Below are 12,992 nucleotides of genomic sequence, written 5' to 3'. Positions count from 1 at the left end.
TGGAGGACGGATGTCGAATTTCCTTCTGTGGCTTGACCGGTTCGAGCGCGGCGACGGTGTCGCGGTCGTGGAGGTCATGCGCACAAACATCGGCCGTGTGGTCGACGGCGATCCCGAGTTCACGCAGGGCATTGCTGACGCGCTGAGGTTGCCGCTGAGCGTGCGCGAGTGGTCGATCGAGGTATTCCGGAGTTCCTACTACAGCGAGTATCCGGAGTCCGACGACTGGCGGGATCGGTATCCCGAGGTATCGCGCATCACGCTGAGCGGTGATGTGACCGGCGATGGCGAGGTCGAGCCGGCCCTAGAGCCGGCGGAGTTCGACGGCTACGACAGTACCTGGAGCCCGAATCGCCGGAAACGGGCTGACCCGAACGGTCGGTACGCTGCGATCGGTGTCAGGGTCGGCGAGCAGGTCGACGACGCGCTGGCGGAGCGCATTGGCAGAATCCGGCCAGGGGCCATGGTCGACACCGTCGTCGCCCGGTCGAACCGTCTTCGCGGTACGCGGGTGACGCTCGATCTCGGAACAGTCGATTTGGAGAGCGATGCGGAGGCGGTGGACGAAGTCGCGGGGCGACTCTGGGAGCTAGGTCTCATCATCAACCGGCGTGACGTCGAACTGAGATTGGCCGAGCTTGGCAACTGAGCAACCACAACGGACCACGCCTGACCCGGCGATAGGATGACGTTGCTCGACTCCACGAGCCTGCCGTTCACCGCGCACGCCGACAAGGTCAGCCAGACGGCTTAGTCCTACTCGATCACGGTCCAACTCGACGGTGTTGGCGACGTGGCCTGCGCAGTCACCGTGACCACGCCTACGACTACCTTCGTTCGCATGAACCCGATTCCTCGGCCTCGCTGCGGTTGCTGGCCAAGATCCGACAGGAGTTGTGCCCGTGATGGAGAGCGGCCCTTTGTCGGCCTGATGCCGGCGGTCTGGTTCAAGAGCAGCTACAGCGCGGAGGGCGCCCAGGCGGTTTTGGCGGGTGTGGCCCTGGCAGAGGGCCCGGGGCGTGCTGTGGGATTGCTTGCCGTCCGCCCCAACGGCGACCGATTGGGTGGGCCAGCCCAGGTCGATGCGGTAGGAGCAGCCTTGCTCCGAGTCCGGGATGCCCACTGGAGGACGAGGGCGGGAGGCCGTCGTCCAGGCAGATAAGGCGTACTCGGGTTTCCAGGGGGGATTCGGCTCGGGCGTCTGCCAGGCGTAGCCAGTCCCGGGCCCTGGGCGCGCCGGGGCGGCCGGACAGGTGGGCCGGGACCGTGAGGAGGCCGTGCTCGGTCGGCGCAGGTGCGGGCCAGGGTGGTCAGAGGGATGCCGCGCAGTGTCATGCGGGCAGTGGGTCAGACGGTGGTTCGGTGAACGCGTATGCCTGGACGGCTGCGGATCCCGGGAACGCAACGACGGACCCCGGTCGTCCCGCCCCGCCCAGTAGCTGCCCTGGGTCAGCGGAACCCACTGGCCCGACCTGATCATTCGACAATACGGTGTTCCGATCAGCGCCGGCTGACTTGAGCTGTGGGGCTGTTACCACCCGGACCTGCTGCGTGGCAGTGGCGCAGACCCGTTGGAGGACTTCGCTGCTGATCGTCATGTCGCTCTTTGGCGTGAACCTCGGACCGTTCGCAAGGGCTGTGGATAGCAGGTGCAGGCGGAGGACTCTCTCAGGCGCTGAGCAGCGACATATACGGCCCGAACTCCGACGCCAGAGTAAGCCGGCCCAGCTTCTGGTACTCCCGCTGCACCGCGTGGATCAGGTCCGCCATCGTCACCGGAGTCCCCGACTCCGCGGCCAGGTAGGCCGCCGTCACCGCCACCGAGCGGATGTTGCCGCCTGCCAGTTCGAAGGACTCCGCGCAGAAGTCCAGGTCCAGGTCCGTGGTGCGGGGGAGGACCGGGCCCAGGCAGCGGTCCCAGAGGGCGCGTCGCTGGGCGGGATCGGGGACGGGGAAGTCGATGACCAGGTCCAGGCGGCGGGTGAAGGCGTCGTCGAGGTTGGCGCGGAGGTTGGTGGCGAGGATGGCCAGGCCGTCGAAGGTCTCCATGCGCTGGAGGAGGTACGCGCTCTCGACGTTCGCGTAGCGGTCGTGGGCGTCCTTGACCTCCGAGCGCTTGCCGAAGATGGCGTCGGCCTCGTCGAAGAGCAGTACGCCGTTGATGCCGGCCGCCTCCGAGAAGATGCGTTCGAGGTTCTTTTCGGTTTCACCTACGTATTTGTCGATGACCGTGGCCAGGTCGACCGTGTAGAGGTCCAGGCCCAGGTCCGCGGCGATCACCTCGGCGGACATCGTCTTGCCGGTCCCCGAGTCGCCTGCGAACAGGGCCGTCACGCCTCTGCCCCGGCCGCCGCCCGGACGCATGCCCCACTCGCCCAGGACCCGGTCGCGGTGGCGGGCGCGGGCGGTGAGTTCGCGGAGTTGAGTGAGCGTATCCGGGGGGAGGACCAGGTCGGGCCAGGACACCGCCGGTTCTATGCGGCGGGCCAGGCGGTCGAGGCCCGCCGCGTTCTGTGCGCGGGCGCCCGCGCGGATGTGGTCCGGGTGGAGGGTGCCGCCGTTCAGGGTCGCGGCCTGGGAGGCTCCTTGAGCGGCCCTGGCGATCTGGTCCGGGGTGAGGAGGAAGGGGGAGAGGAGGTGCGTGAGGTTCAGGTCCGGGGGGATGGGGGCCGGGTAGGCGTGTGTCCAGAGTGCCGCCCGCGCCGTCGGTTCCACGCGTGGGGCGTGCAGGAGCAGGGGCGGGCGGGACGACCATGTCGCGTCCCACGGCAACCGGCCGATCAGCACTGCGGGGACGGGGACGTCGGTCACCAGGCGGATGATCTCCGTCTTGTCCGGTTCCCGGGTCAGGGCGTCGAGTGGCGCACACACCAGGCCGGCGGTGGTCAGCCGGGCCTCGCGGGACAGGACGCGCACCGCCTCGGTGGGGTTCGGGTCGCGCGCCAGGCGGTCGAGGTCGACGCCCAGCACGCCGCGGCCCGCGCGCGTCAGGGCGGAGGCCGCCAGCGCCGTCCCTGCACCGCCCTGTTCCTCGCGGAGGTATGCGAGCGGGACCCCGGTGGCGAGGGCCCGGGCGAGTCCGGACGCGTCGTCGGTACCGGGGACGACCTGCCAGGGGACGAGGAGGTCGACGATGCGGGGGTCGGGCGTGTCGTCGCCGAGGAGGTGGGCCGTGATCCGGTCGGGGACGCGGAGCGTGCGGGCGAGGAAGGGGCGGTCCTGGTCCTCCACCAGGAGCAGGCCACCGGCGCGGAGCGGCGCGTGCGGGGACAGGCGTGATCTCGCTCCCGCGTCGGCCGCGGACAGGCCGCACAGGCCGAGGGCGAGGCCGATGGTGGGGCGGCGGCGGGTGACGTCGTCGTTGAGGTAGCCGTAGAACTGCTCGAAACGGTCGTCCAGGTCCGGGACCAGCGCGATCAGCAGGATCTCGGTGTCCAGGACGGAGAGGCCGAAGTCGCGGGCGAGGGTGCGCAGCCGGATGGCGTGGCCTGCCGCTTCGGCGGCGTCGGCGCGCGACTCCGCTTCGGCCAGGAAGTCCGTGTCCGTGTCGTCGGGGGCGGTGACCGTGCGGGGGCGGCCGTGTTCCAGGAGGCGGTGGATCGTCTCGTCGCTCAGGTACAGGCCGCGGAACGCGTCGTCCGGGTCCGGGTCCGTGAGCTGCCGGGCGTGGACCGCCCGCCGTACGCGCTGTTCGACGAGGATCGCTCGGTCGAGGAGGTGGCGCAGGCCGGGGTCGGCGGCGCCGTCGGCGGGGTCCGTCTCCACCGGCGTGGTGCGGGGGTCCGTGGGCGGCGTCATTCCGGCTGCTCTTCCGCCACACGCGATGTGATGCCGCCCCGGCGGGCCCCGTACACCGGCAGGTCGGCGCCGCCGGGCATCCGCCGGGTGGAACCCTGGGGCGCCGGCGGGTCCGGGGGGAGCTCGCCGAAGCCGAGCCGTACTCCTTCCTCTCCGACCTGCGGGCCCGCCGGATAGACCGGGGACTCGGTGACCGGCACGCTCACCACCAGGTCGAGCGAGGGCTTGAGTTCGCCGCCGAGCGCGCTCCACACGTCGGCGAACGACCGGTCCTCAGGGGGCGGCAGCGCGACCGACATGGGGACGGAGACGCCGATCTCGCCGAGCGTGCCCGTGAGTTGCTCCGCGGGCAGGGCCTCGTACCGCAGGAGGCAGGACAGGAGGGAGGAGAGGAGGCGGTGTTCGTCCTCGGGGCGTCTGGTCCAGGCGGTGATGAGATACGACAGCTTGAAGTAACGCGGCGGGCGGCGCCGGGCCACGATGGTGCCCTGCTCGTCGTACTCGTTGAGCAGACCGCGCTCGCGGCGGCGCATGTCCTCACGGATGTCGTACAGATACAGGTTGACGGTGGGGGCGTTGACCTTGGCCGCCCAGTCGCGGGTCGGGGCGTCGAAGACCACCGCCACCTGGCCGCCCGCCAGGGCGTCCGTCCGGAACATCGTGCGCAGCGCCTCGTCGACCTCGTGGATCATCGCCCGCCCTCACCTCCGGCCCGCGAAGTCGGGCGGCTGGAGGCCGCCCCGCGCGATCAGCACCGGCTTCGTCAGCGGGTTCAGGCCCCGGACCCGGGCGCGAAGCGTACGCGGACCGAGCCGGTCCTTGCGCAGCACCAGCACCTGCGCCTCGAAGGTGCCGTCCCGGCCGACCCGTACGGCCGACCGTGCCGCCGTGATGCCCGGGTTCCAGCTGAGCGCGACCGTACGGCCGGGCGGGAAGTCCTTGCCGCGTGCCATCACCACGTCGCCGGGCCTCGCCACCTGCGGTGTGACGGTCAGCTCCGGCCGGAGGACGCGGATGCGGGCCGTGCCGGTGTTGTTCGCGGGCCGGGGGTCGCGGGGAGAGCCGGTGACCGAGGCGCGGACCTCACCGTCGACGGCGCTGTCGTAGACACCGCTCTGGGTGACGGTGACGTGTCGGCCGGGCGCGATGGTGCAGGGTTTCGCCCGGGTGCAGTCCGACAGGGCGGACAGGGTGCGCTTGCCGGTGCCCCGCGCGTGCGGCCAACCGGTCGTCAGGACGACGTTCCTGGCGGTTTTCGGGCCCACGTTGGTGAGGGTGAAGCCGGTCCGGGTCGCCAGTCCCGCGTAGGTGGGGACGGGGGACGCGGTCGCAGCCGTGACGGCGATGTCCGCCTCGTTCGGTACGGGAGCCGGGGTGACGGTGAAGGTGGCCGTGTCGGTGCCCGTGTTGCCGGACGAGTCGGTGGCGGTGCAGGTGACCGTGGTGGTGCCGGTGGGGAAGCGGGAGCCGGAGGGCGGGTCGCAGGTGACCGGCAGCGTGCCGTCGACCGCGTCCTGGGCGGTGGCGGAGAAGTCGATGACGGTGCCGTTGCCGCCGGTGGCCCCGACGGTGCGGTCGTCGACCGTGACGACGGGGGCGGTCACGTCATTGACGGTGATGGTGATGTGCTCCTGGTAGTCCTCGGGGGCGAGATCGCCACCACCTCCGCGACCTCCGTTCTGGCCGCCGTCCTGGGCAGCGCCGCTGTCGGAATCACCCTGGCCGCCGTCGGCTCTGCCGTCCGCTGTCCCGGGAACGGTCCTGGGCCCGCGGAACTCCCGGGCCGGCGGTACGTCGACGGGCGCCTGCCCGCTCGGCGGCTCGCCGTCCAGCAGGAACTGGACGGTGCAGCTCACAGTCATGCCCTGCGGGGCGTCGGCCGCCAACGTGATCCTCTCGTCGAAGGCGGCGGTCTCTCCGCTCGTCACACGTTGGCTCGGGGGGTCCAGGGTGACGGAGAGGGCGGGATCGCAGCTGACCGCGCGATGGCTGACGGTGGTGGGCAGGTTGGTCAGCCCCGCTGCGACGGTGTCGGCGACCTGGTCCGCGTCGATGTTCCGGAAGAGCTTGCCGCCGGTGGCCCGGACGACCTTGGTCGCCTCGTCGGGGTCGTGGGTCGGTTCCCGGTTCTGCGCGGGGCCGTTGCCGTTGTCCCCGTTGCCGTCCAGCCCGTCGCCGAGTTCGGTCGCCACGTCCACGCCGATGACCCGCGCACCCACGTTCGTCAGGGCGTTGACGGCGTCGGTGAGGCTGTGCCCCTTGCTGGGGTCGTGGCTTGAGGCGTCACCGACGAGCACCACGACGGGGCTCGCGCCGTCGCGGAAGACGGTCTTGCCTCCCGCACCGTTGCCGATCTGCCACAGGGCGTTGATCCAGTCCTCCGCGGGGCCCGGACTGTAGGCGCCGCGGTCGGCGGTGAGTTGATCGACGCCCCGCTGTACGGCGCCCAGATCGTCCGTGAGTTCCTGGAGCACCGTGAAGACGCGGTCTCCGTCGACCTCCTGATCCCCGAACGTGGCCACCGCGAAACGGGAGTCGGGCTGTTCCTCGCGTACCCGGTCGGTGATCCTGCTCAGGTTCGCCTGGACGTTGTCGATGGTGGGCTGCATGCTGCCCGTGCCGTCGACCAGCAGGACGACGTCCGGCCGGGGTGGCACCACGGGCGTGCGGACCCGCTTGGCCACCGTGAGCGAGCCGTCCGGGTCGAGCGCCTCGTCCACCACGGCGGGGGTCACCGTCGGCTGCGGGACGGCTTCCGGAACCCGGTCGGCGGCACTGACGACGCCGTCGACCACCAGGAGCAGTACGGCGGTCAGCAGGCCGATGCGGACTCCGTGAGGACGTGGACCGGCAGGTGGGCGAAAGCGCCGGAATCCCCTTACAGAACGCACTGGACACCCCACTCAGGACTCCCGGCCGGCCCGGTCGGGTCCGGACTCTCGCGATTGGCGCGCTTGCTCCCCACCCTCACCGATCGCCGGCGCTCGCCGCAGCGGGGTACGAGCCAGCCTTTCGGGAACGGCCGGATGCCCCATGAGGCATTACAGGCGCTATCTGCGCGTGCAATGCCTCAAATCAACCCCTGGCGCAGGGCGTATGCCACGGCATGCGAGCGATTGCGCAGATTGAGACGGGACATGACGGCGTGCAGAATGTTTTTGATCGTGCGTTCGGAGTAGGAGAGCTTTACGGCGATGTCGGCGGTGTCGTATCCCTCGGCCACCAGTCGCAGTACCTCGATCTCGCGAGCCGACAGACCGGTGAAGCTGAGCCCGTGCGGTGCGAGCACCTGCCCCTGGAGCCGTCCGACCTGTTCGAGCAGGCTTCCGAGCAGGTCGGGTGGCACCCGGCCCTCACCCTTGGCCACCGAGCCGATGACCTGCGACAGGCGTTCCGGCGTCGCCTCGGAGCGCCGGACGACGCCGAGGAAACCGCATTCGGCGGCGTTGACCAGTTGCTGTTCGTCGACGTGGGTGGTGACCAGCACCCCCCGCGCGGTACCAGTCCGGTGGATCTGGCGCAACAGTCGTAACGCGTCGTCATCGATGACGTCGAGGACGACGACCACCACCTGCGGCGCGTCCTCCCCGTCCCATTCGACGACCTTGACTTCGGGCCTGGTGCGTAGCTGGCTGGCCACTCCGGCCTGCGAGACCGGATCCTGGGCGCGCAGCGCCACCGTGATGCGCTCTCCGCTCGTCTGCAACACGTCGCTCCCCCTCTTCGGGCGACTGAAGGAGAACGCCATGGAGAAATGAAAAGATCGTGAACATGGTATCGTCACGTTTCATTCACGTGGGTCCCCCCGTTACCAAGTGACTACAGTAATGCCCTTGATTCACCAAGGGAATTACCCGTGACTCCCAGGGCATCGGGATTGCCCGAAAGTATTCCTGCGTGGCCGGTCCTGGTAGGGCGCGCCCGGCAATACGGTGCGCGGCATGAGTGTTTCGGCAAGCCTGGACGAGTCTTCCGTCACCGTTGAGCCCGGCGGCGAAGCGGATCTTCCGGTGCAGGTGGTCAACTCGGGGAACACCGTCGAGGAGTGCCGGTTCGAGGTGGTCGGTCCGTGCGCCGACTGGGCCACGGTGGAACCGGAGAGCCTGTCGCTCTACCCGGGCGCGACCGGCAGCGCCACCGTCAAGCTGCGTCCGCCCCGCGCCGCCCAGGTGGCGCCCGGCGAGACACCGCTCGGGCTGCGCGTCGTGCCGACGACCGACGGCAGCGAGACGGTGGTCCTCGAACGGAGCGTGTCGGTACGGCCGTTCAGCGAGATCACCTCGGAACTGGTGCCGCCCGCATCGAGTGGTGCGTGGCGTGGCCGGCACAGACTGGCCGTGGACAGCAAGGGCAACACGCCCGTCACGATCGCACTGAGCGCGCGGGGAGCGACCGAACGGTCGCGGCTCGCCTTCGATTCCGCCGAGGTGGAGATCCCGCCCGGCCAGGCCAAGTTCGCCACCCTGACCGTGCGCCCCGCCAAGCGGCTGTGGCGCGGCACGCCGATCACCCACCCCTTCCAGGTGATCGTGACTCCCCTGGTGCCGGAGGGGCACGACCCTGACGAGCCGGTGGTCCTGGACGGTTGCTACGAGCAGCAGGCCATCCTGCCCCGCTGGCTTCCCCGTGCCCTCGCCGTGGCGGTGCTGGTCGCGGTGGCGTTGGTGGGGCTCTGGTACTCGGTGCTGCGGCCCACCGTACGCTCGGCCGCCCGTGAGGCGGTCACCCCGCAGGTCGTCGCGTCCGCGGCACGGCAGGGGAACGCCACTCCGGACGGCGGCAAGAACGGACAGGGACCGGGGGCATCCGGCGGTGGCGCGAGCGCAGGCCCGGCCGGCTCCGGCGGCGCGTCGCCGTCCCCGAACGCCGGCGCGAGCGCCAAGCCCGGGGGGAGCGCCAAGCCCGGGGGGAGCGCCAAGCCCGGCCGGTCCACTGCGCCCGGCGGCCCCGCGGTACCGGAGAGCGCCCGGGTGCAGGTGCGGGACGCGGTGGGCGGCGGCGCCACCCGGCGGACCGCCTACGCCGTCCCGAAGGGCAAGACCTTCGAGCTCACCGACATGGTGGTCCAGAACCCGCAGGGCGACGCGGGCACGCTGGTCGTCTCCACCGGCGACGGGCAACTGCTCAACCTGGCGCTGGAGAACTTCCGCGACTCCGACTACCACTTCGTCACCCCCGTCCAGGTGCGGTCGGGGGGCCGGGTCACCATCACCGTGAGCTGCCGGGAGGTGGGCAAGCCGGTCAAGGCCCCGGCGCCGGGGCAGTGCTCGGAGTACCTGTTCCTCGGCGGCAAGATCGCGGCGAACGGGGAGGCCGACGGCTGACTGCCGGGCTCGCGGAACCGGAAGGGACGCGCGGGACGGGCCGGAAGGGGCGGGGGACCGGCATCGCCTGCCCTCGGACGAAGGTGCGGCCGCACGCACCCGCGGGATCAGGTCTCGGACGCGGACTCCTCCTCTTCCTCGCTCCCGCCCTCCGCGGCCCGCTGTACGAACGAACCCTGCACGTCCGCCGGTTCCTCCTCCTCGTCGGCAGCCTGGCGCTGCACCGGGGCGGCGACGGAGGGAGCGGACGACGGCGCGGCCTGAGGGGATACCGCCTCGGAGGGCGAGGGCGAGGGCGAGGGCGAGGGCGAGGGCGCGGGGGCGGCCAGCGCGCGCTCGGCGTTGGCCGACGCCTCCTGCTCGAAGCGGTCGGACGGGTCGCTCACCCGGATCCCGCCCGGCGCCTGTGTGCCGTCCACCGGGCCGTTGCGCTGCTGGATGACATGGGTGAGTTCGTGGGCCAGCGTGGTACGGCCCTGGTGTGAGGAGAAGTCGTGACTGTCCCGCTGGAAGACGATGTTGTCACCGACGGTGTAGGCGTGGGCGCCGATCTCCTTGGCCGAATCGTGTGCCGCCGAGCCGGTGTGCACGCGTACGGAGGAGAAGTCCGCGCCGAGCCTGCCCTCCATGTCCGTGCGGGTGTCGGTGTCCAGGGGCTCACCGCCGCCCGACGAGAGCACGTCGTGGACGCTGGAACGCGGCTCGCGGCCCTCCGGTTCCCCTTCGGCGTCCCGCTGGAGCGCCGCCCCGACCGCCGCGTTGCCGACCGTCCGCTGGAGGGTGGTCATACCTGAGCGGCCGATCACGTCCGTACGCCCGGCGGCGGCGGCCTTCAGCAGCTGCGGAAGCTCCGCCGACGCCTGCTCGCGGCTCTCCCGGCCGGCCTTGACGGACTCGTCGTGCTCGTGTTCCCGTCCCTGATCGTGTGTGCGCATCTGCCGCTCCCCGCGGAATGCCGGATGTCCGCCTCTGGCGTCAAGCGTCGCGGGCGCTGCCGGTTCCGTCCAGGCCCGGCCGTGCCGGGAAGGGGCAACCAAGACTGCCCCTTCGGGCAAGACCCCAGTCGTTCGGGCCACCGGTGCTGCGGGCGCCATACGGAGAGCAGGAGCGCCCCCGGCTCCGGCCCCGGCAGCGGCGTCGGTCGTGGTCAACAGGTGGCCGGCGCCGACATGGCTTGCCGAGGACAGGAGCCGGTGCGGCGGGGGCCCGCTGACGGCCGGAACGACCGTATCGGGGTCGGGAAGGACGTCCTGTGCCCAGCGGACCGCGGCACGGCGGATGGCTTGGGCTTGGTCGGCACCGGGTGGCGCCGAGAAGGGACGGCCTGATCCGCGCGGTAGACAGGCGCCGGCGGATCAAGGCCGGTGGCGGCCTCACGGTCCGGTCCGTCGGCCGTTGAGTGCCCGACCGTCAGCGTCCGGGTTCGGCACGGCTCTGACGCCCGGAGCACTGCCCGCGTCGTTTCGTCGTCGATGTGGTGCCCAGCCGGTCGTCGGTGGCGGTCGCCGTCACTCCTGTGACTGCCTGGCGTCAGCGGTCCTGGCGTGGTACGGGCCGATCCGGACGCGATCCTTACGCAGCGGTCCTCAGCCCGTGTGCACGCGCGGGCGGCGTGCGCGGTCCGGTTCCGCCAAGCGCAGGACCTCGCGGGTCACCGGGGCGACCTCGCCCTGCCCGAAGAGGAAGAAGCGGAGGAAGTTGGCGAACGGAGTGCCCTCGGTCCACTCGAAGTAGATGTGCGGCGTGCAGCCGGTCATGTCGCGGACGTGCAGGAGGAGGGCCGCCAGGGCGTTGGAAATGGAGGAGTGCTCCAGGGTCAGGACGCGGTAGCGGCCGTGCAGCACCTCGCCGCGGACGGTGAGGCCCGCTTCGAACTCGGACGGGTCGGTGACGGTGACCTCGGCGAAGACGAAGTCCTCCGTCATCGGGATGTCGTTGTCGATGCGGATCTGCTCGATCTTGTCGCGGTACTCGGCCTTGTCGCGCAGTCCGGGCTTGTTCGCGATGAAGCGGATACGGCGGTGGGACATGTCCCTGATGAATCGCTCCGCCATGTCGTCCAGCTGGACCTGCGTCACCCGCAGCTCGAAGGCGCGAGCCAGCCGGGACAACAGGGACACCAGCACGATGCCCGCGATGAAGCAGGCACCGATCTTCACACCGTCCGGGCGCTCGATGACGTTCACGACGGTCGTGTACAGGAACACCGCCGAGATCACCGCGAAACCGATGGTCCAACCGCGCTGGCCGGCCTTGTGCGCGGCGATGGTCACGGCGATGGCGGCGGAGCTGATCAGCACCAGCACACCGGTGGCATAGGCGCCGCCCTGCTTGTCGACGTCGGCGTCGAAGATCCTGGTCACCAGGAAGGCGACCAGGGTGAAGACGATGACCATCGGACGGACGGCCCGCGCCCAGTGCGGGGCCATGCCGTAGCGGGGCAGATAGCGCGGCATCAGGTTGAGCAGCCCGGCCATCGCGGAAGCCCCGGCGAACCACAGGATGGCGATGGTGGAGATGTCGTAGACCGTGCCGAAGGCGCTGCCCAGGTACTCGTGCGCGAGGTAGGCAAGCGCGCGGCCGTTGGCCTGGCCGCCCGTCTTGAACTCCTTCTCCGGGATCAGGACCGTGGTGATGAAGCTGGTGGCGATCAGGAAGCAGCTCATGATCAGCGCGGCGGTGGTCAGCAGCTTCTTGGTGTCGCGGATGCGTCCCGCGGGTTGCTCCTCGGTGTCTCCGGCGTCGCCCCTGACGTGCGGCATGACGGCGACACCGGTCTCGAAGCCGGACAGGCCCAGGGCGAGCTTCGGGAAGACGATCAGTGCCACGCCGATCATCACGAAGACGTTGCCGTGTTCGGCCGTCAGGGCGCTGGACCAGTCGGTGACCACATGCCCGGCGGTGACGACGTGCCACAGGCCGGTGATCACTACGACCACGTTCAGCGTGAGGTAGACGCCGACCAGGGCGACCGCGACACCGATGGCCTCCAGGAAGCCCTTGAGGAACACGGCACCGAGCAGCGCCACCAGTAGCAGCGTGATGAGCAGCTGCTTGTCGTGCAGGGCGCTGGTCAGGTGCGGGTTCTGCACCAGGTGGGTGGAGGCGTCGGCGGCCGAGAGGGTGATGGTGATGAGGAAGTCGGTGGCGGCGAAGCCCAGCAGGGTGAGTACGAACAGCTTGCCCTGCCAGAACGACAGCAGCCGCTCCAGCATCGCGATCGAGCCCTCGCCGTGCGGGCTCTCCTTCGCCACTCGACGGTAGACCGGCAGGGCGCCGGCAAGGGTGACGAGGACGAGCACGATGGTCGCGATCGGCGACAGCAGACCGGCGGCCAGGGCGGCGATGCCGGGCTGGTAGCCGAGGGTGGAGAAGTAGTCGACGCCGGTCAGGCACATCACCCGCCACCAGCGCTGTCCCTGGTGCGGGGGCTCCGGCTCGGCGTGCGGCCCGGTGTGGCCGCCCGCCTTGCCCATGTCGGACAGCCCCTCCAGCATCCAGGCACGCAGTCGGTGCGGCGGGCGTTCGGTTGTGACCATCGACGTGCTCCTGCTGCGCGGATTGGCGTGGGGGATTTCCGGCCATCACGCTGACCGCCGCACCAGCGTATGCAAGGAGTGACACCCGGGCCCATCGCTGAGTCCTCCGAACGCGTCAAGACCGCGTTAAGACCCGCTCCGTGCTCGCAGGCGGTGTGCCGAGAGTCGCAAGTCAGAGCCGTCCCCCCCCGGGGCGCCCGTGCACTTCGGGGGCGGAGCGGACCAGGTCAGGGTGGCTACCCGGGGTCATGGCCGGGATGCGGCTCGTACGGTCGTGCAGCGAGCAGTTCCAGCCGGGGGGCTCGCACCGGCCTGTTCTCGTCGGCGGGCT

The 12,992-nt window shown here is 70.6% G+C and carries 8 protein-coding genes; 2 read left to right on the top strand and 6 right to left on the bottom strand.

Annotated elements, in window-relative coordinates:
* Positions 1-10: 10 nt before the first annotated feature.
* Positions 11-649 (top strand): hypothetical protein, encoded by a 639-nt coding sequence (locus AQJ11_RS24775; protein ID WP_059264425.1) that lies wholly within the window; start codon positions 11-13, stop codon positions 647-649.
* A gap of 1,019 nt (positions 650-1,668) precedes the next feature.
* On the opposite strand, the gene AQJ11_RS24770 is transcribed toward AQJ11_RS24775, so the two are convergent.
* The 4 genes from AQJ11_RS24770 to AQJ11_RS24755 form a co-directional block, all read right to left on the bottom strand.
* Positions 1,669-3,798, bottom strand: coding sequence for an ATP-binding protein (locus AQJ11_RS24770; protein ID WP_059264424.1), 2,130 nt, complete (start codon positions 3,796-3,798; stop codon positions 1,669-1,671).
* On the bottom strand, positions 3,795-4,490 hold the full coding sequence (locus AQJ11_RS24765; protein ID WP_059264423.1) for a Pvc16 family protein: 696 nt from the start codon (positions 4,488-4,490) through the stop codon (positions 3,795-3,797). The genes AQJ11_RS24770 and AQJ11_RS24765 overlap by 4 nt, the downstream gene beginning before the upstream one ends.
* A 9-nt stretch (positions 4,491-4,499) precedes the next feature.
* Complete coding sequence (locus AQJ11_RS24760; RefSeq protein ID WP_059264422.1) at positions 4,500-6,593, bottom strand: VWA domain-containing protein; 2,094 nt, start codon at positions 6,591-6,593, stop codon at positions 4,500-4,502.
* A gap of 275 nt (positions 6,594-6,868) precedes the next feature.
* Positions 6,869-7,546 (bottom strand): helix-turn-helix transcriptional regulator, encoded by a 678-nt coding sequence (locus tag AQJ11_RS24755; protein ID WP_059264421.1) that lies wholly within the window; start codon positions 7,544-7,546, stop codon positions 6,869-6,871.
* Positions 7,547-7,739: 193 nt separating this feature from the next.
* Between AQJ11_RS24755 and AQJ11_RS24750 the strand changes: the two genes are divergently transcribed.
* Positions 7,740-9,122 (top strand): COG1470 family protein, encoded by a 1,383-nt coding sequence (locus AQJ11_RS24750; protein WP_244218335.1) that lies wholly within the window; start codon positions 7,740-7,742, stop codon positions 9,120-9,122.
* A gap of 107 nt (positions 9,123-9,229) precedes the next feature.
* Here AQJ11_RS24750 and AQJ11_RS24745 read toward each other — a convergent pair whose 3' ends face one another.
* Positions 9,230-10,057 carry an eCIS core domain-containing protein gene (locus AQJ11_RS24745; RefSeq protein ID WP_059264419.1) on the bottom strand — a complete coding sequence of 276 codons (828 nt, stop codon included), beginning with the start codon at positions 10,055-10,057 and terminating at the stop codon, positions 9,230-9,232.
* 651 nt (positions 10,058-10,708) lie between these two features.
* Entirely contained in the window at positions 10,709-12,661 is a 1,953-nt protein-coding gene (locus tag AQJ11_RS24740) for an APC family permease (protein WP_059264418.1), read from the bottom strand.
* Positions 12,662-12,992: the final 331 nt, after the last annotated feature.

Origin of the sequence: Streptomyces corchorusii, from assembly GCF_001514055.1 — a bacterium.
GTDB classification, from domain to species: Bacteria; Actinomycetota; Actinomycetes; order Streptomycetales; family Streptomycetaceae; genus Streptomyces; species Streptomyces olivaceoviridis.
This window is presented reverse-complemented; position numbering and strand designations above follow the sequence as displayed.